Genomic DNA, 19,357 nt, shown 5'->3' on the forward strand with positions numbered 1-19,357 from the left:
GTGGCTCCGCGGCGGAGCGTGGCTCCGGGGCACGGCGCTGGTTCCGGTGGTCAGCCTCGTCACAACGCTGGCGGTCCTCGGCCTCTGGGTGATCGCCACGCGAGCCGGCTGGGTCAAGCCGCTGTTCCTGCCGGCGCCGGAGGCGATCCTGTCGGCCTTCGGCCAGGCCTGGACCGGCGCGATCGACGGTGCGCCGCTCGGCCTCCACGTCCGGGACAGCCTCCTGCGCGTCGTCGGCGCCTTCGGGCTCGCCGCCCTGCTGGGGATCCCCGCCGGGCTCGCCATGGGCACGAGCCGGATCGCGCGCGGCCTTCTCGACCCGCTGATCGAGTTCTACCGGCCGCTGCCGCCGCTGGCCTACCTGCCGCTCATGATCATCTGGTTCGGGATCGGCGAGCTGTCCAAGGTCCTGCTGATCTTCCTCGCCTGCTTCGCGCCGGTCGCCCTGTCCACCCGGGCCGGCGTGCTCTCCGCCTCCCGCGACCAGATCCATGCGGCGCGCGCCCTCGGGGCGAGCCGCGCGCAGGTCTTGCGCCACGTGGTGATCCCCGCGGCGATGCCGGAGATCCTGATCGGCCTGCGGATCGGCATGGGCGTGGGCTGGACCACCCTGGTCGCCGCCGAGATGGTGGCGGCCCAGGCCGGCCTCGGTCAGCTCGTCCTCAACGCCTCCAACTTTTTGCGCACCGATGTGGTGGTGATGGGCATCCTGGTGATCGGCCTGTTCGCGACCCTGTTCGAACTCGGCCTGCGCTGGCTCGAGCGCGTGCTGGTGCCCTGGAAGGGACAATCCTAGACCCGAGTGAGGCCTCGGCACTCCGTCGACGCACGACACCCCGCCGACTGGACGTCGTCGTTCGTCGGACGTGCCCTGACCCGGCAGGCTGGTCCGCACCGGGAAAGCTCCGGCTTCTCCGAGTCCGCCAAAAGGTCTGACCCGCCAAGAAGTCCGACCCAAGAGGTCTGACCCAAGAGGTGAGAGCCTCTCACGCAACGCGCCGCGCGGTCGAGGCCGGTGCGGGACCTCCGGTTGGGCGGGCGGGCTCGTCGCGCACTCTCGGGTGCCCGCCACGGCGTGCTGCTGGCTGAGGCGAAGAGGATCCTTTCGCACCTCCAGGGTTCAAACCTGCCTGGGGCTGCGACCGTACGGCCCTGCGCCACCGGCCCGGCCGCACGCGGCCGGGCTTCACGCACTCACCGGTAGACCGTGCAGCTGTCGACGTCGCCGGTCGGCAGGAACTCGCAATTGGTGACCGGCGGGATGAGTCCGTCATCCGAGACACTCGGGACCGCGGCCTCGCTGGTCGGCGGCACGGTCAGCATGACGGTGCCGAAAGCCAGGGCGGCGGCGGCGAACGCGAGCGCGAACAGGGCAAGGTTGCGCCGGAGCGCAGGGATCAAGGCAGAGTCCATCTTCGTCCTCCCACGGGGCGCAGGCGCTGCGCCGAGGGGAAAGCTAGATCCGGTTGCGGGTGACCGCGCCCCACGAATGCAGGAGGCGCGCGCCGATTTCTGGCCGGCGGCGGGCCGCCGTCGGTGCGCGGCCTCCTATGGGCTCCTTCGTCGTGTCGCCGTTCCCGGTGATCTCGACCCGAAGCGCGGCCCGGTCCTTCGCACGCCAACAATCGGTGACGTGACTGCGCCGCGCGCAAGGTTGTTGATCGGCGACGCCGTCCCCAGGATCGCCGGTCCGACACAGGGAGCGGGGCAGACCGGGTGGCAGTCAGAAGAGAACCGCGCTCGTCCGGACGGTGCCGCTACCGCTGCGGCGTCGGCGCCGGAGGCTGGGGCGAAGACCCGGGCTGGCCGGGGGCCTGCGGAATCGTGTTCTCGGGTGGCGGCGGCGGCTTCTGCCCCGGAGCGGGCGCGGCCTGATCGTTCTGCAGGGTCTGGTTCGCCTGCGTCTGGATCGAGTCGGAGGTCTGCTGGCTGATCAGGCCGTAAGAGACGGCCGCCGCGAGGGCGACGGCGATGACCGCCCCGATGATCGCCTTGGTGAGCTTGGGCGGCATCTCTCCGTCCTCGTGCGGCGCCGGAAGCGCGTCAGGCGGCTTCCCTGCGGGTGACGATAAGTGCCCAGATCGTCGCCGGGATCCATCCGATGATCGTCAGGTGAAGAAGAATGCAGAGGATGCCCTGGAACACCTTCCCGCGCAGGAACATGGCAAGCCATGGCGCCAGGAAGCAGATGAGGATCATGATCATGGTTGGAACGGCTCCTTGCCGGGGGTGACATAGGCGCCAGGCCGGTGTGCGGTAGCCCTCCGGGTGCAGTCGGACTGGATCAGCACCGCGCATGGTCCCAGTCGGCCGCACGGCCTCCCGGATCACGCGCGAGGCCGCTCAACTGGTCGACCATGCAGGTCAGCCACGCGACCGGCGCGGCGTCCCACGGGAACGTCCTGCCGTGCTCGACCCCCGCGATCCGCTCGGCGAAGGCACCGATGTCGGAACAGAGAACCGGCAGGTTCAGCCGCAAGGCGGCGGTCAATGTGTAGGACCAGGTTTCCGGGCACTGGGCGGGGTACCACACGAGATCGGGCGCCTCGTCGACGAGGATGCTCTCGAGGTCCCGATCCGCGTAGCGGCCGGTCACCCGTACATTGGGTCCGAGTTCGCGAACGTCATCACAATACCCGATGATCACGAACGTCAGGTCAAGACCTCTCCGGCGCGCCAGATCGAAGACGGCCCGCGCGACGTCGATCCCCTTGTGCGTCTGGAGATAGCCGAGCAGCGCGACCGTCATCGGTCGTCCGGGCCGGGCCCGCACCCGCGGCGTGCGGGCCCGGCTGTCCTTCAGGAGGGTGTCACGTTCATGGGGGATCACCGAGATCTCAAGCTCGGGATAGATCGTCCTGATGCGCCGGCGGACATCGTGTGCGGGCGCGATCACCTGTCGGGCCCTTTCGAACAGCCAACGCTGCGATCTCTGCCACGACCGGACCGTAAGCGGGCCCGGAACGATCGCGGCGCGCTCCAGCTCCGCATGGTGAAGTTCCAGATCGTCCCCGACGAAACGGCTATCCGGGCCTAACAGATGCGGCTGCGGCGAGACGAGGTAGTAATCGTGCAGATAGAGGTCGATCGGGATATCCAGTCCCTCGATCAAGGATTCGAGATCCTTGAAGCCGTGGGTATGATGGATTTCCGCCGCACACAGATTGATATCTTTGATGATGTCATGCAGCCGGCCTGTCTCAACAGCCGGGATGAACAGATCGAGCGTCTGAGCGACCGTCCGGTATTGCAGGACGAAACCGCCTGGGGCAGCGGCCAAGGCCAGCACGTCGCGATCCTCCACCAAGACCGCGATCCGCTCGTCGATGAAGCGGCGCACGCCACCGCCGAGGGCATGCCCGATGACCAGAATTGCGGACCTGTCCGTCCCCTCCGAGGTCCGCATCCGATCGAGCCTCTGCGTCTGCGTCTCGGTTGCGGCCGCCGCCAAGTCCGCGAACGACGTTCCGGGCCTCCGGGCGACGAGCTGGGCGATCCGTCTGCCGGCATCGCCGGTGATCCCCTCGGCGTCGGCGAGCGCCTGCAGGGATGCCGGCGCGATTCCTTCCGCCGGATGCCGCCCCTCCGCCTCTCCCCACATCTCGAAATGGTAGAGCGGGTCACAACCCGCCGCCACGACATCGGGATAGGCGGACCTGTAATACCCATCGTCGTAGAACGCGTTGGGTCTCAGGCCACAGTATCGGCCGACATGAAGGAAATGGCCCAGCAACGTCTGCGGGCTTTTCTGAGCGCCAAACGACCCGTGCTTCCTGTACCAGACACTGTCGAACACGCTGCTCGGATTCAGGTTCAAGCCTGAACCGGTCACGATGTAATGCACCAGCGGATTGTCGCCTGCGCGCAGGGCCGCGGCCTGGCGCCGGTAATAGGCGACATCGAACAACGGATTCGGCCGGCAATCGCGCGCGGCTCCCGTTTCGAGAAAGTGCTCGAGCGGATCCGCATCCGGCCCGAGCATCGCCCGGTAGGCCGTTCCGTACCAGGACCGATTGAAGAGGCCGGATGCCTCGATGATCGCACGATCCATGCCTGCCATCCGCGCGCAGCCCTGCGTCATCGCCCATACCGGTACGGCCGCGCCGCCAGCCTGCCCGTTCCCGTCGAGCACCGTTCTTCTTCAGTATACAACCGCCGGGCTGGCGACATCCGAATCGCCCCACACGTCTTCGGCATCGGCCCGACATCCACCGCCCGCGTAAACGGCATGGAACACGCGTGCGGTCGCCACGTTCAGGCCGATCTGGATTGCGACCGGGCCGCCGATGATCCGCGGTGTCACTCCACCGTCACCGATTTGGCGAGGTTTCTGGGCTGGTCGACGTCTTTGCCCATGATCACGGCGGTGTGGTAGGCCAGCAGCTGGATCGGCACCGCGTACACGATCGGCGCCACGCTCGGCTCGAGCGCCGGCATCGTCACCGTCGCCAGCGTCTCCAGACCGTGCGCCGCCGCCCCCTGCGCGTCCCCGATCAGCACGATCCGCCCGCCGCGCGCGGCCACCTCCTGCATGTTCGACACCGTCTTCTCGAACACCCCGTCATGCGGCGCGATCACGATCACCGGCACGCTCGCGTCGATCAGCGCGATCGGACCGTGCTTCAGCTCGCCCGCCGCGTAGCCCTCCGCGTGGATGTAGCTGATCTCCTTCAGCTTCAGCGCACCCTCCAGCGCCATCGGGTAGCTCGTGCCCCGGCCCAGATACAGAACGTCCCGCGCCTGCGCGACCTCGCGCGCCACAGCCTCGATCGCCCCCTCCCGGGTCAGCGCCTCCGCCATCAGACCCGGCACCCGGATCAGCGCCTCCACCAGCCGCGCCTCGCCCGACGCGTCCAGCGTGCCCCGCGCCCGCCCCGCCGCGATCGCCAGGCACAACAGAACCGTCAGCTGGCACGAGAACGCCTTCGTCGAGGCCACCCCGATCTCCGGACCCGCCAGCGTCGGCATCACCACCGACGATTCCCGCGCGATCGTCGAGCTCGGCACGTTGACCACGCTCAAGGTGTGCTGGCCCTGGCTCTTGGCGTAGCGCAGCGAGGCCAGCGTGTCGGCGGTCTCGCCCGATTGCGAGATCACCAGCGTCAGCCCGTCCCGCTCCAGCGGCGCCTCGCGGTAGCGCGCCTCGGAGGCGACGTCGATCTCCACCGGCAGCCGCGCCAGCTGCTCGAACCAGTAGCGCGCCACCAGGCCGGCATAGTACGCCGTGCCGCAGGCGGTGATGTACACCCGGCTGAGCCGGGCGAAGTCGAACGGCAGCGCCTCGGGCAGCACCACCCGGCTGCTGGCCAGGTCGACGTAGTGGGCGAGCGTCCGGCCGACCACCTCGGGCTGCTCATGGATCTCCTTGGCCATGAAGTGGCGATAGGCGCCCTTGTCGATCCGGTAGGCCTGGGTGGCGATCGTCTGGCGCGGGCGCTGGACGACCGCCCCGGACGCATCGCGGATCTCGGCGCCGTCGCGGGCGAGGATCGCCCAGTCGCCCTCGTCGAGATAGGTGATCGCGTCGGTGAAGGGGGCCAGCGCCAGGGCGTCGGAGCCGAGATACATCGCGCCCGCGCCGAAGCCGATCGCCAGCGGCGCGCCGTGGCGGGCGCCGATCAGCAGGTTGTCCTCACCGGCGAACAGGAAGGCGAGCGCGAAGGCGCCGCGCAGCCGCGGCAGGGCGGCTTCGACCGCCGCCACCGGCCCGAGGCCCTGGTCGATGGCGCGGCTGACCAGCTGGGCGACGACCTCGGTGTCGGTCTCGGTCTCGAACACGACGCCGTCGGCCTCGAGCTCCTGCTTCAGCGCGCGGAAGTTCTCGATGATGCCGTTGTGCACGACCGCGAGGTTGTGGGTGGCGTGGGGGTGGGCGTTGGTCTCGTTGGGCCGGCCGTGGGTGGCCCAGCGGGTGTGGCCGATGCCGATCGTGCCGGTGAGCGGCTCCTGCGCGAGCCTGGCCTCGAGGTTGGCGAGCTTGCCGGCGGCGCGGCGGCGCGCCAGCCGGCCGTGCTCGAGGGTGGCCAGCCCGGCGGAGTCGTAGCCGCGGTATTCGAGCCGGCGCAGGGCCTCGATCACCTGCCCCGCCACCGCGTCGCGCCCGACGATGCCGACGATGCCGCACATGGATGTGTCTCTCGCTCTCGCGCCCGGAGCGCCGCGCGGGCTCTCGCGCGCCTTCTACCGGATCCACGCCGACAAGGGCCAGCCCCGGACCAAGCCGGGCGGCCGACCCCGCCGGCAGGGGCGCCGGCGAGAGCCGTTCCCAATGACGTCGCGGCGGTCGACCATAGCCTACGGGCCGTCGCGTCAAGGTGGGTCATCCCACCCTGGCCCTCATCCTGAGGTGCGGCCGCACCGCGGCCGCCTCGAAGGAGCCCTCCAGCCGGCCGCACGATCCCTGGAGCCCCCTGCGAGGCCCGCTGCCGCGGGCACCTCAGGATGAGGGCAGGGATGGGACAGAGGCTCCGTGTCGCGGCTCGCCAGAGCGCGCACCACGCCCGGAGCGTGGCGCACCACGGACGGTCGCAGCCCTAGAGGTCGCGGATCTTCTTCTCGATGCGCTCGGCCTCGGCCTCGTCGATCTCCACCGGCTCGCCCGTGTCGTTCGGCAGGCCGCCGCCCGTCTGCGCGATGGTCTCGTCCCGCGGACGGTAGCTCTGCCCGTCGGAGATCGGCGGCTCCTTCGACAACTCGCGGTCCTTGTCCATCGGCGTCTCCTGCTGCTGTGTCCCGCCGGGACAACACGGCAGGGGCGCTCCGGGATGCGGCGGGGCTCAGAACGGGTAGTAGCGCAGCGAGGTCAGGCCGGTGACGAGGTGGTTGGAAGGGGCGATTCCGTAGGTGCCCCGGAAGGCGTCGCGCTCGGTGTAGGAGACCTGCGCGCCCGCCACGAGGCGCCCGAAGCTGCCCTTGTAGAGGTCGTGCCAGAAGCCGCCGGTGATCTGGCGGATGTCGCGGGTCTCCGCCTGGCAGGTCCCGCTCGCCGCGCCCTCGACGTCGCAGCCTGTCACCACCAGGGTCGGCGAGCCGTAGCCCGTGGCGTTGAGGGCGCCGGCCCGGGAGGCATGCTCCCAGCCGGCATAGACGAACACGTCGGTGCCGGGCTGGACATGGGCGACCGCTCCGGCGAGCAGCTGGAAGGCCGGGATCGGCGCGATCGATCCGTCGGCCTTCAGGGCGAAGTCCGGCAGCTGCGCCGAGCCGTAGCGGCCGATGCCCTGGCCGACGAGGCCGCTGACCTGGAGGTCGAGGCGCTTGTCGATCACCGGCAGGGTCGCGGCGCCGCCGATCCCGTAGCCCAGCGCGGTGTCGGTCCGGCCGGGGAGGCGGGTCACGGCGTTGAGATTCGTGGCGCTCAGCCGGTCGTCGAAGAAGCGCACGAGGCCCTTCAGCTCGAAATGCCCGAAGCCCGGCTCGAGGGCGACCTTGCCGATGATGTCGGGGACGCTGTTGTTCGAGTAGGTGGTCGTGGTGTTGAGCTGGCCGACCGGGTCGCCGGCATTGCTGAGGTTGATGTTGCCCGGGGCCGCGAACGGGCTCGGCGGCAGCACGCTCTGGGGCGATTCCGCCGATAGGCCGACCCACAGGCCCGGCGCAACGTCCTTGACCACGCGCAGCTGCGGGTTCCGGGTCCAGTTGAAGCCCGGGACGTACTGCACGTCGATGGTGAGCGGGATCTGCTCCTTGAGCGGCGTGATGCCGGACAGGTCGGTGGTGATCAGGCTCCAGGCCTGGCCGGCGAGCACGTGCCAGCCGGTATCGAGGGAATCGACCGTGGCGAAGATCTGCCGGATGCGCGGGTTGTAGCTGTTGCTCTCGCGCGAGTTGGCGTTGGTGGCCGCCCCGAGGAAGTCGATCTCGTAATAGCCCGAGATCTGGAGCGTCGGCTCGACCTTCGCGGTGAACAGCCCGCTCAAGCGGCTCTGCCGGGCGGAGAAGCGGAACTCGTTCTCGCGCGAGCGGGGGTCGTTGCGGAACGGGATGCCGTTGAAATCCGTGCCGACGTCCGAGACGACGTTGGGATTGCGGGCGATGCCCGCCAGCTCGACGAAGCCGCCGGGCGTGAAGCAGACCGCCGGCCCGAGCGCGTAGCTGCCGGCGTTGCAGATGAGGTCGTTGGCGAGGATCACCGGCGTGTGCGCGCTCGGCCCCGGCCGGGCCCCTCCGGGACCGCCGACCTGCGCCACGCGCTGCTGGTGCTCGGTCTTGGCGGCGAGGCGGGCCTGCTCGCGCGACAGCACCCGGCGCTCCCTTGCCTCCCCGGCAAGCGCCACCTTCTGCGTCCCGGCCTGCCGGCGCAGGGCGGCGAGTTCCTGCTGCATGGCCTGCATCTGGCGCTGCATCGCATCCATCCGGGCCGCCATCTCGGCGACGCTCTGCGCCCGCGCTGGACCGGCAGCGGCGAGGCTGGCTGCGACACCGACGGCGGTGACGAGGGTGCGGGGCGGATTCAGGCGCGACATGCTCGTCACCCCGGACGGTTGGCGATGCTCAGACTTGGGCGGATGCACTCCCAGGGTTGTGGGATGTGGCATACGACGCTCGCATGACGATGCTGCGCGCGGTACCCCGGCCACACGGGGAAACGCGCGCGGACATGCGGGTGCCGTCCGGCTGTGGCCGCGCCGCCACGCTCGCGCGGTCCTTGTCAGCACATGGATTAAGTTCTGGGTTCGCCCGGAGCCGATCTGGTCCGGCGTTCCCCCGCAGTTCCGGTCACCGCGCAACCTGCGGCAGACCGCACGCGGGCCGCGCCTGCGACGTTCCGGCCGGAACTTGGCCGTACGGCCTCTGCGTTCCCCGGTTGAATGGGCCATCGAGCCCGCAACCCGAAAGAGGTGATCCCCATGGCCATGGACGCGCGCGAGATCTACGTCACGGCCCTGAAGAATACCCATGCCCTCGAGATGCAGGCGCTGCAGATCATGGAGCGGCAGGTCGAGCGCCTGGAGCGCTATCCGGAGATGGAGCAGGCCCTGCGCCGCCACATCGAGGAGACGCACGGCCAGCGCCAGCGGCTGGAGGAGGCGCTTCAGAGCCTGGGCGACAGCCCCTCGGCCCTCAAGGAGGGTTTCCTGGGCTTCGTCGGCAACATGATGGCGCTGGGCCACACCCCGGCCCAGGACGAGATCCTGAAGAATACCTACGCCAACCACGCCTTCGAGAACTTCGAGATCGCGGCCTACGAGTCGCTGCTCACCATCGGCGATGCCGCCGGCCAGCAGGGCCACCGGACGGCCTTCCAGCAGTCGCTGAAGGAAGAGCAGACCATGGCGGAGGCGGTGCGCAACCTGATCCGCCCGACCACGGAGCGCTACCTGTCGCTGACCACCGCCGGCGCGAAGGCCGACCGCTAGGCGCACCCCGACCGCTCCCGATCCGGCAGGTCGGGAGCGGCCCCGATCGATGCCCTGCGAGCGGCGCGCCCTGGCGCGCCGTCTTCGTTTGGCGGGCCCTGCTGGCGCGGTATGGCGGAACCGCCCGCGCCGCGTGGTCCTCCATTCTGCCGCAGGAACAACCCCCGCCCTGCCTGATTGCGCGGTCATGGAACCTGGAAGCGCTCGATCGACGGACCGACACGAACAGGGGGACGGCTCCCCCAGCAAGCCTCTGGGGGACGGGTGCGTCCATCTCTGCGTGGACATGCAGCGGATGTTCGCCGAACCCACCGATTGGCAGACCACGTGGATGCCCCGCGTCCTGCCGCATGTCCGCCGCATCGCCGAGGCGCACCCGGAGCGGACCATCTTCACCCGCTTCATCCCGGCGGCCCGGCCGGGGGAGGGCCGTGGGACCTGGGCAACCTATTCGGAGCGCTGGGCCGACATGACCCGGGAGCGGCTTGCCCCGGAGATGATCGACCTCGTCCCGGAACTCGCCCGGCTGGTCCCGCCCGCGGAGGTCGTCGACAAGACCGTCTACTCGCCCTGGCTCGAGACCGGCCTCGACGCCCACCTGCAGGCCCGGGGCGTCGACACGCTGATCGTCACCGGCGCCGAGACCGATGTCTGCGTGCTCGCCGCGGTGCTCGGCGGCGTCGATCTCGGCTACCGGATCGTACTGGCCACCGACGGCCTGTGCAGTTCCTGCGACGAGGCGCACGACGCGCTGCTGCTGATGTACCGGATGCGCTACGGCCATCAGGTCGAGACGATGACGACCGCCGAGATCCTCGACCGCTGGCGGTGATCGAGCGGCGCCCAGACGAGCATTCGCGCCGCAATGGCCAAGCTCAGGCCAGATCAGGCTTGGCCGTTCCCGCCGCCGCGCGGATCACCGACACTCCATCCCGATCGGTCGGCGCGCGAAAAACAGTCGCGCCGTGCGAACCGGGGAGCACCGGAACCGTTATGTCTCCAAACACGGATCCGGAGGACAGGTTATGGCCAAGCACGAGATCCTCGGCTACTTCGAGCACCGCCGCGACGGGGCCTGGATCTGCGTCCGGCCCTTCACCCTGACGACGCGGGATGCCAGCATCGACATCCGCCAGGGCATGCGCTTCGATTACGGCAAGCGGATCGGCGGCGTCGACCTCGCCGAATACCTCGAGCGGCTGGGTTCGCAGTTCGGGTCCTGAGGACGAGCGGCACCGCCGCCGCCCGCATCCGAACCGAGACGATCCCGAACGGCGCCGGACGCGAGTCCGGCGCCGTTCGCCGCTCAGGCGCCGCCCCACTGCATCGTCAGGCCGCCATCGACCACCAGGGTGTGGCCAGTCACGTAATCGGCCGCGTCCGAGGCCAGGTACAGGATCGCCCGGGCGATCTCCTCGGGCTGGCCGGCCCGGTGCCACGGGATCCGCTCCAGCGACTGCTCGAGCACCTCGGGCTTCTCGAAGCGGTCGGCGGTCATCGGCGTCTCGATCAGCCCCGGGGCGACGGCGTTGACGTTGATCCGGTCCGGGGCGAGCTCCCGCGACAGGGAGCGGCACAGCGAGCCGAGGCCCGCCTTCGACATGCCGTAGGGCGCGCTCTCCGGGGTCGGCAGGTGCTGGGCCACCGACGAGACGAACACGATCTTGCCGGTGCCGCCCTGCGCCTTGCGCATCTTGATGAAGGGCCGGGCGGTGAACAGCGGCCCCATGAGGTTCACCCGCAGGATCCGCTCCAGCAGGGCGTCGTCCATCTCGGCGACCGGCACGCCGCTCATCGCCTGCCCGGCATTGGCCACGAGGATGTCGAGGGTGCCGAACTCGCTGCCGATCCGGTCGAAGGCCGCCGTGACGGCGGCCGGATCGCCGACATCGAGCTGGAGCACCAGCGCCCGGCGGCCTGCGGCCTCGACCCGCGCGGCGGTCTCGCGGATGCCCGCCTCATCGGTGTGGTAGGTGATCGCCACGTCGGCACCCGCCCGGGCGAACAGCTCCGCCGTAGCCTGTCCGATGCCGGAATCGGCCCCGGTGATCAGAACGCGGGTGTCGGTGAAGGTCATCGCTCATCCCTTGCAGGCGCACCGCATTCGCGGCCGGATGCCGGGGCAATCGGTGCCGTCCGGGCCGGTTCCGAGCGCGCGCACCGGCCGCAGGTTGAACCGTCAGCGCGGAACGCGATCCGCGCTGGCGTCTTTGACGCTCCGGGTCGGCATGGCCTAGTGAGTATGCATGTCCCTGGATGATACGACCCACCTGATCGCGGAGGAGTGCGCGCCCGACACGCGGAGCCGCATCCTAGCGACGGCGGACGCGTATTTTCGGGAGATCGGCTACCAGAAGACGACCGTGGCCGACATCGCCCGGACGCTGAAGATGAGCCCGGCCAACGTCTACCGCTTCTTCGACTCGAAGAAGGCGATCAACGAGGCGGTGCTGGAGCGCCTGATCGGCGAGAGCGAGGCGGTGGTCTCGGGGATCGCGGACCGGCCGGGCCTCGACGCGACCGCGCGCCTCGTGGCGGCGATCAAGGCCCTGCACGACGATTGCACCCGGCGCTGCGAGGCGTGCCCCCGCCTGCACGAGATGATCGAGGCGGCGATGGCGGAGAGCTGGGAGGTCTGCCGCCACCACGTGGCCCGGATCACCGCCGGGTTCGAGCGGATCATCCGCGACGGTGTGGCGCGGGGTGAGTTCGAGGCCGCGGATCCGGCCGAGGCGGCGGCCTGCATCCACGCCGCCATCGCCCGCTACACCCACCCGCTGCTGGTGGGCAGTTCCACCCTACAGCCGGTACCGCCGGTCGAGGCCATGACGGCGTTCCTGCTGCGGAGCCTGGCGCCAGACCGGACGCGGGCATAGGGCGATCGAGGAGGCTGGCGGCCGAGACAGGCAGGGCCGTCATTCCGGGACTGCGCAGCAGGGCCCGGAGTCCAGAGCCGAGCCGGGTGCCCGGCTCGGCATAGTCGGCGGTTCTGGGTTCCGGGCTCGCCTTCGGCGCCCCGGAACGACGGAGGTGAAGTGGCCCTCCTGAGTCATGTCGCTCCGCACGTTATGACGGAGCGGCCTACTCGGAGGCCGGGCCCGCGTCCGGCGCCGGCTCCGAGGCGCTGGGCTGCGGGCCGTCATAGCCCTCGATCACCAGGATCTCGGCCTCGACGCCGCCGCGCTGCTTCGCCTTGGCGGCCTGGTAGAGGTCGGAGTTCCAGCAGGCGAGGGCGTCGGCGTAGCTCGGGAACTCGATCACCACGTTGCGGGAGCGGGCCGGGCCCATCACCGCCTCGTGAGCGCCGCCGCGCACGAGGAAGCGCCCGCCGAACTTGGCGAAGGCCGCGCCGTTGGCCGCGACGTACTCCTTGTAGGCCTCCGCGTCGCGGACATCGACCCGCGCGATCCAGTAGCCCTTCGTCATGCTGCGTCTCCTGCTTTGACGAGCGAAGTGGATCCGGGCGCCGCGAAGGCAATCCCAGTTCCGGTCAGGCCATCTCGGAGACGATCGCCTGCGCCACCGCGCGGGGGTCGGCGGCGCCGGTGATCGGGCGGCCGACCACCACGTGGTCGATCCCGGCCCGGCGGGCATCGCCCGGCGTCATAACCCGCTTCTGGTCGCCGGCCTCGGCGCCCGCCGGGCGAATCCCCGGGGTGACGATCAGCCGGTCCGGACCGACGACGCGCCGGACCGAGCTCGCCTCGGCCGCCGAGCAGACGAGGCCGTCGATGCCGATCTCGGCGGCCTGGGCGGCGCGCTTGGCGACGAGCTCCGCCACCGGCAGGCCGTAGCCGGCCTCCGCGGCGTCGGCATCGTCGTAGGAGGTGAGCACCGTCACGGCGAGGATCTTCAGCCCCGCGCCTCGGCCGCGGACCGCCGCCCGCATGGTCTGCGGGTAGGCGTGGACGGTGAGGAAGGTGGCGCCGGAGCCCGAGGCCGAGCGCACGCCCTCCTCGACGGTGTTGCCGATGTCGTGGAGCTTCAGGTCGAGGAAGACCTTGAGGCCGCGGGCCGCCAGCCGCTCGGCCAGGGCGAGGCCGCCCGCGTAACCCAGCTGGTAGCCGATCTTGTAGAAGGTCGCGGCGTCGCCGATCCGGTCGATCAGCGCCTCGGCCGCCTGCACGCTCGGCAGGTCGAGGGCCACGATCAGGCGGTCGCGGGGGTCGGCAATCTTGGTCATCGGCGCGTCCTTCGGGGTCGCGGCAGCGATTCCGCGGAACGCCTGCGAGGTCAATGCCGGCACGGCCACTCACCCCGCCAACACCCGCGCCACCTCGGCGCGCAGCACCGGCAGCAGCTCCGCCTCAAACCAGGGCTCGCGCTTCAGCCAGCCGTTGTTGCGCCAGGACGGGTGCGGCAGGGGCAGGACCCGGGGGCGGCGCGGCTCGGCCAGGATCTCGCGCCAGCGCCGCACCGTGCCGGTGAGGCCGCCCTCCATCTTTCCCAGATGCCAGGCTTGCGCGTATTGGCCGATCACCAGGATCAGCGCGAGATCGGGCAGGCCGGCGAACAGCTCCGCCCGCCAGCGCTCGGCGCATTCCCGGCGCGGCGGCCGGTCGCCGCCCTTGGCGTCGAGGCCGGGGAAGCACGACCCCATCGGCACGATGGCCACCCGGGCGGCGTCGTAGAACTGCGCCGCGTCGAGGCCGAGCCACGACCGCAGCCGCACGCCCGACGGGTCGGTGAAGGGCTGACCGGTGCGGTGCGCGCGGGTGCCGGGGGCCTGGCTGGCGATGCACAGGCGGGCCGTAGCCGAGCCCTGCACGATCGGCCGGGGCTCCTGGGGCAGGGGCGGGCCGTAGAGCGGGGTGTCCCGGCAGAGGCGGCAGGCGCGCAGGCGCGCGGCGGTGTCGGCGAAGGCGGGCATGGCCCGGAGATGGCGTCTTGGGGCGCAAAAAAGAAACGGCGCGGTGTCGCGCCGCGCCGTCGTCAGTCGGGTCTCTTGCCTTGGGGGAAGGCCCCTCCGTCCTACGCCGATGCGCGCGATCGGAAGGTGCGATTCCTCACGCGCCCTTCACACCCGAGAGGTCGAGGGGCAGGGAGCGCAGGCGCCGGCCGGTGGCGGCGAAGACCGCGTTGGCGATTGACGGACCCAGCACCGGCACGCCCGGCTCGCCGATCCCGGTGGGCGCCACCTGGCTCGGCACGATGTGCACCTCCACCTTCGGCATCTCGCTCATCCGGGTCGGCTCATAGGCGTCGAAATTGTGCTCCTGCACTTGGCCGTCCTTGAGGGTGATGCGGTTGCGCAGCACCGCCGACAGGGCGAAGCCGACCGCACCCTCGACCTGCGCCCGGATCACGTCTGGGTTGACCGGAACGCCGACATCCACTGCCGCCACGATCCGGTTCACGCGGATCGCCGCATCCTGCGCGGTCACGTCGGCCACCATCGCGACGTAGGAGCCGAAGGATTCGTGGACAGCCACCCCGAGGCCGCGGCCCGGATCCTGCGGCTTGGCGCTCCAGCCGGCCTTCTCGGCGGCGAGCTTGAGCACGCCGGAGAGCCGCGGCGCCTGGGTCAAGAGGGAGAGCCGGTAGGCCACCGGATCGACATTGGCGGCATGGGCCAATTCGTCGATCATCACCTCCATCACGTGGGCCGTGTGGGTGTGGCCGACCGAGCGCCACCACAGGACCGGCACACCCTCGCGGCCGTTATGGACGCCGAACCGATAGGAAGGCAGCGCATAGGGCGTGTCGGAGGCGCCCTCCACGGTGGTCGAGTCGATGCCGTTCTTGACGATCATGGCCTCGAAGGGCGAGCCGATCATGATCGACTTGCCGACCATGACGTGGTCCCAGCCGACCACCGCGCCCTTGCCGTCGATGCCGGCCCGGACCTTGTGCAGCACGGTCGGACGGTAATAGCCGCCGGCCATGTCGTCCTCGCGAGTCCAGACGAGGTGGATCGGCGCCTTCTCGCCGGACGCCTTGAAGACGGCGGCCGCTTCCGCGAGGTAGTCGGCGGTGGGGGTCGCCCGGCGGCCGAAGGAGCCGCCGGCCCAGTTGCTGTGCAGCCGGACCCGGTCGGGCGTCACGCCGAGGACCGCCGCCATGGTCGCCTGCTCGACGGTCTGGAACTGGAAGCCGGCGTAGACGTCGTAGCCGCCGTCGGAAGCCCGCTCGATCGTGGCGTTGAGCGGCTCCATCGCCGCGTGGGCGAGGTAGGGGAAGGTGAACTCGGCCTCGATGACCTTGGCGGCGCCCTTCAGAGCCGCCTGCGGGTCGCCGCGCTCGGACGCCGTCAGGCCGGGGCCCTTGGCCCGCTCCCGGTACTCGGCGAGGATCGTTTCCGACGAGCGGGTCTCGGCGGTGCTGTCGTCCCAGGCGACCGTGAGCGCCTCGCGGCCCTTCATGGCCGACCACGTGTCGCGGGCGATCACCGCCACGCCGGTCGGCACCTGCACCACGTCGAGCACGCCCGCGACCTTGCGGGCGGCGGCGGCGTCAAAGCTCTTCACGGTGGCGCCGAAGCGCGGCGCGCGGGCGACCACGGCGGTGACTTGGTTCGGGCGGCGGATGTCGAGGGAATAGACGGCCGTGCCGTTGGTCTTGGCCACGGAATCGAGGCGCGGAATCGTCTGGCCGATCAGCCGCCACTCGCTCGGATCCTTGAGCCGCGGCTCGGAAGGCACCGGCAGCGAGGCCGCCGAGGCCGCGAGTTCCCCGAAGCGGGCCTGCCGGCCGGATGGCGCGTGGCGCACGAGATTGTCGGAGACGGTAATCTCCGAGACCGGCACCTTCCAGCGGAAGGCGGCCTCGGCCATCAGCATCTCGCGGGCGGCCGCACCCGCCTTGCGCAGCTGGAACCAGGAATTGGCCACCGCGGTCGAGCCGCCGGTCCCCTGGATCGGGCCCATCAGGCTGTTGTTGTAGAGCGTCGCGTCGGCGGGCGCGAACTCGGTGCGGACCTTCGCCCAGTCGGCGCCGAGCTCGTCGGCCAGGATCGTGGCGAGCCCGGTGGTGTTCCCCTGGCCCATGTCGAGGTGCTTGATCACCACCGTGACGGTGTCGTCGGCGCCGATGCGCACGAAGGCGTTGGGCTGCGCCTTCACGTCGGCGAGGTTCGGGCCGGCGGCGGCGCGAGCGGATTTCGGGTCGAGACGGAACGCGACCACGAGGGCGCCGGCGCCCGCGAGCAGGCCGCGGCGGCTGGGGCGGACGGGCAGGGGATTCGGTCGACGGGCGTTCAGCATGGCGGCGAGGCTCCGGTCGGGACCGCGGGGAAGGGCGAGTAGGTGGGCGCCGGGACGGATCAGGCGAGGCTGCGCGCGGCTTCGTGAATCGCCGCACGGATGCGCTGGTAGGTGCCACAGCGGCAGATGTTGCCGTCCATGGCGCCGTCGATGTCGGCGTCGGTCGGCTTGGCGTTGCCCGAGAGCAGGCCGATCGCCGACATGATCTGGCCGGACTGACAATAGCCGCACTGGACCACGTCGAGCTTGCGCCACGCCGCCTGGACGGCCTCGGCCACCCGGCCGTTGACGCCCTCGATGGTCGTGACCTGCGCGGTGCCGACGTCACCGATCCGAGTCTGACAGGCGCGGACCGGCTGCCCGTCGAGATGGACCGTACAGGCGCCGCACTGCGCGATGCCGCAGCCGTACTTGGTTCCGGTCGCGTCGAGCCGGTCGCGCAACACCCAGAGCAGGGGCATGTCCGGGTCGGCGTCGATCGCGTGCGTGACCCCGTTCACGGTGAGATTCGGCATGGTCGGCGACCCCTCCTCGACGCGTGCGCCCGGGGCGTCCCGGATCGCAGCGTGCGGCCCCGCTCGGGCATCGCGAGCGCGCGGCTTACGCTACCGGGCGCACCCGCCCGCACGATGTGCGGCACCGCACGTCGATCCGCAGGCCGATCCGAACGCCGGGCCGTCTCGATACCACCCGAAATGCCTAAGATCCGAGCGATACCGACAGCCGCTTCTTAACACATCCGCCTCATCTTCACGGAGTGCCTCCGCGCCGCCCCCCGCCCCTGGTTCCGAGCCGAGTGTCAAGACGCGCATGCCCGATCTCACCGTCGAGATGGTCCAGCGCGGTCGCGGTCCCTCGACGGAGGAGGCGGCGCGCCGCCGCGGCGTCGCCCGCGAGATCCGCTCGGCCCGCGAGAAGCTGACCTCGCAGACTGGCCTGGAACGGGCCTTCGACTACGAGTTGCTGCGCCATTACGCCCAGTACCGGGCCGGGGCGGGGATCCCGCTGGCGTTGTTCGCGGGGGTGCTCGCCGCGGCGGCAACGTTCTGGATCGCGCCGCCGGTGGCCGCGGCCTGGGCGGTCTGCGTGTTCCTGATGATCACGCTGAACACGAGCCTGAGCCGACGCTTCCTCCGCGCCGACCCGGCGACGATCCCGCTTGCCCGCTGGCGCCGCCGCTTCCTGATCGGCGAGGTGCTGCAGAGCCTCTCGTGGTCGGCGATGATCGGGCTCGGCACCACCGGGGGCTGGACCTTCGCGCTGATCGGCCTCGTCATCGCGGCGGCCGTCACGACGATGCTGGCCGCGACCGTCCCGCTCGCGGCCATCGCCGCCCTGATCCCGCTGGCGCTCGCCACCACGTCGCTTACCGCCTTCTCCCGCGGGATGGACGCGCTGATGCTGGTGGTGATGGCCGGCGGCGCGCAGCTGTTCTTCCTCGGCCTCGCCCGCCGCCTGTACACCTCGACGGTCGGGGCCCTGCGCTCCCGTGCCGAGAAGGATGCGGTGTTCGGCGAGCTGGAGCAGGCCAAGGCCAATTCCGACGAGGCCCGCCGCCGGGCCGAGGAGGCGAACCTCGCCAAGTCGCGGTTCCTCGCTACCATGAGCCACGAGCTGCGCACGCCGCTGAACGCCATCCTGGGCTTCTCGGAGGTGATGAAGAACGAGGTGTTCGGCTCCCACACGGCGCCGTCCTACCGGGAGTACTCGAACGACATCCACGACAGCGGGATGCACCTCCTCAACCTGATCAACGAGATCCTCGACCTGTCGCGGATCGAGGCGGGGCGCTACGAGCTGAACGAGGAGGCGGTGCAGCTCGCCCACGTCGTGGAGGAGTGCCGCCACATGATGGCGCTCCGCGCCAAGGCCAAGAACCAGATCGTCCACGGCCTCGTCGACGAATCCCTGCCGCGCCTCTGGGCCGACGAGCGGGCGCTCCGCCAGATCGTGCTGAACCTCCTGTCGAACGCCGTGAAGTTCACGCCGCCGGGCGGCGAGATCTGGCTCAAGGTCGGCTGGACCGCCTCGGGCGGTCAGTACGTGTCGGTCAAGGACAGCGGCCCGGGCATCCCCGAGGACGAGCTGGGCACAGTGCTGTCCTCGTTCGGGCGCGGCTCCCTGGCGATCAAGACCGCCGAGCAGGGCTCCGGCCTCGGCCTGCCGATCGTGAAGGGCCTGGTGGAGCTGCACGGCGGGCAGTTCCAGCTCTCCTCCAGGCCCCGCGAGGGCACCGAGGTGGTGGTGACGCTGCCGGCCGCCCGGGTCATGGACACGCTGCCGGCGGTCGACGTCGACGCGGCCCCGGCGCACGGCGTCCTCAACCGCGCCGCCTGACCGAGCCGCGGCTCGACCGCCCTCAGCCGAGGCCGCCCAGCGCGCACACCCGGGCCCATTCGGCCTCGGTCACCGGCTGCACCGACAGCCGGGAATTGTTCACCAGCACCATCCCGGCCAGCACCGGGTCGGCCTTGATGGCGTCCAGCGTCACGGGGCGGGGCAGCGCCTTGACGGCCCGCACGTCGACCATGCCGAAGCGGCCGGTCTCGTCGGTATGGTCCGGGTAGTAGGGCCGGATCACCTCCACGAGGCCGACCACCGCCTTGCCTTCGTTCGAGTGATAGAAGAAGCCCTGCTCGCCGACCTGCATGGCCATCAGCTGCTTCTTGGCGAGGTGATTGCGCACGCCGTTCCAGAACGTCCCAGCCGCGCCGGCCGCGACCTGCTGATCCCACGACCAGGTCGCGGGCTCGGACTTGAACAGCCAGTATGCCATCGCCGCATTCCCCACCGGCC

Annotated in this window: 19 protein-coding genes and 1 pseudogene; 6 read left to right on the forward strand and 14 right to left on the reverse strand. The window is 70.6% G+C overall.

Features of this window, described 5'->3' with window-relative positions:
* Nucleotides 1-322 precede the first annotated feature (322 nt).
* A pseudogene (locus ABIE45_RS17815) lies at nt 323-796 on the forward strand (ABC transporter permease subunit); the annotation flags it as partial.
* A gap of 398 nt (nt 797-1,194) precedes the next feature.
* On the opposite strand, the gene ABIE45_RS17820 reads toward ABIE45_RS17815, so the two are convergent.
* The 7 genes from ABIE45_RS17820 to ABIE45_RS17850 form a co-directional block, all read right to left on the reverse strand.
* On the reverse strand, nt 1,195-1,413 hold the full coding sequence (locus ABIE45_RS17820; RefSeq protein WP_192710094.1) for a hypothetical protein: 219 nt from the start codon (nt 1,411-1,413) through the stop codon (nt 1,195-1,197).
* A gap of 344 nt (nt 1,414-1,757) precedes the next feature.
* Nucleotides 1,758-2,012, reverse strand: a complete 255-nt coding sequence (locus ABIE45_RS17825) for a hypothetical protein (protein WP_192710095.1) — start codon at nt 2,010-2,012, stop codon at nt 1,758-1,760.
* A 31-nt stretch (nt 2,013-2,043) separates the two neighbouring features.
* Nucleotides 2,044-2,205: a YqaE/Pmp3 family membrane protein gene (locus tag ABIE45_RS17830; protein ID WP_192710096.1), complete on the reverse strand. Its 162-nt coding sequence runs from the start codon at nt 2,203-2,205 to the stop codon at nt 2,044-2,046.
* A 79-nt stretch (nt 2,206-2,284) separates the two neighbouring features.
* On the reverse strand, nt 2,285-4,132 hold the full coding sequence (locus tag ABIE45_RS17835; protein WP_192710097.1) for a glycosyltransferase: 1,848 nt from the start codon (nt 4,130-4,132) through the stop codon (nt 2,285-2,287).
* Nucleotides 4,133-4,299: 167 nt separating this feature from the next.
* Nucleotides 4,300-6,126 carry a glutamine--fructose-6-phosphate transaminase (isomerizing) gene (glmS, locus tag ABIE45_RS17840; protein ID WP_373622425.1) on the reverse strand — a complete coding sequence of 609 codons (1,827 nt, stop codon included), beginning with the start codon at nt 6,124-6,126 and terminating at the stop codon, nt 4,300-4,302.
* Between the two features lie 407 nt (nt 6,127-6,533).
* Nucleotides 6,534-6,710 carry a hypothetical protein gene (locus ABIE45_RS17845; RefSeq protein ID WP_192711122.1) on the reverse strand — a complete coding sequence of 59 codons (177 nt, stop codon included), beginning with the start codon at nt 6,708-6,710 and terminating at the stop codon, nt 6,534-6,536.
* A gap of 66 nt (nt 6,711-6,776) precedes the next feature.
* Complete coding sequence (locus tag ABIE45_RS17850; RefSeq protein WP_192711123.1) at nt 6,777-8,465, reverse strand: hypothetical protein; 1,689 nt, start codon at nt 8,463-8,465, stop codon at nt 6,777-6,779.
* 384 nt (nt 8,466-8,849) lie between these two features.
* Here ABIE45_RS17850 and ABIE45_RS17855 point away from each other — a divergent pair, with 384 nt between their 5' ends.
* From ABIE45_RS17855 to ABIE45_RS17865, 3 genes are all read left to right on the forward strand, one after another.
* Nucleotides 8,850-9,359 carry a ferritin-like domain-containing protein gene (locus ABIE45_RS17855; RefSeq protein ID WP_192711124.1) on the forward strand — a complete coding sequence of 170 codons (510 nt, stop codon included), beginning with the start codon at nt 8,850-8,852 and terminating at the stop codon, nt 9,357-9,359.
* Nucleotides 9,360-9,546: 187 nt separating this feature from the next.
* Nucleotides 9,547-10,191, forward strand: coding sequence for a cysteine hydrolase family protein (locus tag ABIE45_RS17860; protein ID WP_373622426.1), 645 nt, complete (start codon nt 9,547-9,549; stop codon nt 10,189-10,191).
* A gap of 193 nt (nt 10,192-10,384) precedes the next feature.
* Entirely contained in the window at nt 10,385-10,582 is a 198-nt protein-coding gene (locus ABIE45_RS17865) for a hypothetical protein (protein ID WP_091716776.1), read from the forward strand.
* A gap of 83 nt (nt 10,583-10,665) precedes the next feature.
* Here the strand turns inward: ABIE45_RS17865 and ABIE45_RS17870 are convergent, their stop codons facing one another.
* On the reverse strand, nt 10,666-11,436 hold the full coding sequence (locus ABIE45_RS17870) for an SDR family NAD(P)-dependent oxidoreductase (RefSeq protein ID WP_192711125.1): 771 nt from the start codon (nt 11,434-11,436) through the stop codon (nt 10,666-10,668).
* 169 nt (nt 11,437-11,605) lie between these two features.
* Between ABIE45_RS17870 and ABIE45_RS17875 the strand changes: the two genes are divergently transcribed.
* Nucleotides 11,606-12,235: a TetR/AcrR family transcriptional regulator gene (locus tag ABIE45_RS17875; protein WP_192711126.1), complete on the forward strand. Its 630-nt coding sequence runs from the start codon at nt 11,606-11,608 to the stop codon at nt 12,233-12,235.
* 205 nt (nt 12,236-12,440) lie between these two features.
* On the opposite strand, the gene ABIE45_RS17880 is transcribed toward ABIE45_RS17875, so the two are convergent.
* From ABIE45_RS17880 to ABIE45_RS17900, 5 genes are all read right to left on the reverse strand, one after another.
* Nucleotides 12,441-12,785, reverse strand: coding sequence for a DUF1330 domain-containing protein (locus ABIE45_RS17880; protein WP_192711127.1), 345 nt, complete (start codon nt 12,783-12,785; stop codon nt 12,441-12,443).
* Nucleotides 12,786-12,849: 64 nt separating this feature from the next.
* The gene (gene pyrF / locus ABIE45_RS17885) at nt 12,850-13,542 is read right to left on the reverse strand and encodes an orotidine-5'-phosphate decarboxylase (protein WP_192711128.1); all 693 of its coding nucleotides are present in this window, start codon (nt 13,540-13,542) and stop codon (nt 12,850-12,852) included.
* Between the two features lie 69 nt (nt 13,543-13,611).
* Entirely contained in the window at nt 13,612-14,229 is a 618-nt protein-coding gene (locus ABIE45_RS17890; RefSeq protein ID WP_192711129.1) for a uracil-DNA glycosylase family protein, read from the reverse strand.
* Nucleotides 14,230-14,365: 136 nt separating this feature from the next.
* Nucleotides 14,366-16,561, reverse strand: coding sequence for a xanthine dehydrogenase family protein molybdopterin-binding subunit (locus ABIE45_RS17895; protein ID WP_192711130.1), 2,196 nt, complete (start codon nt 16,559-16,561; stop codon nt 14,366-14,368).
* Between the two features lie 59 nt (nt 16,562-16,620).
* A complete protein-coding gene (locus tag ABIE45_RS17900; protein ID WP_192711131.1) occupies nt 16,621-17,076 on the reverse strand; it encodes a (2Fe-2S)-binding protein in 456 nt (151 codons plus the stop codon).
* Nucleotides 17,077-17,371: 295 nt separating this feature from the next.
* Between ABIE45_RS17900 and ABIE45_RS17905 the strand changes: the two genes are divergently transcribed.
* Nucleotides 17,372-18,898, forward strand: a complete 1,527-nt coding sequence (locus tag ABIE45_RS17905; RefSeq protein ID WP_192711132.1) for a HAMP domain-containing sensor histidine kinase — start codon at nt 17,372-17,374, stop codon at nt 18,896-18,898.
* 22 nt (nt 18,899-18,920) lie between these two features.
* Here the strand turns inward: ABIE45_RS17905 and ABIE45_RS17910 are convergent, their stop codons facing one another.
* Nucleotides 18,921-19,337, reverse strand: coding sequence for an EVE domain-containing protein (locus ABIE45_RS17910; RefSeq protein ID WP_192711133.1), 417 nt, complete (start codon nt 19,335-19,337; stop codon nt 18,921-18,923).
* Between the last annotated feature and the right edge of the window lie 20 nt (nt 19,338-19,357).

This window comes from Methylobacterium sp. OAE515, assembly GCF_041806315.1.
In the GTDB taxonomy this organism is placed as follows: Bacteria; Pseudomonadota; Alphaproteobacteria; order Rhizobiales; family Beijerinckiaceae; genus Methylobacterium; species Methylobacterium tardum.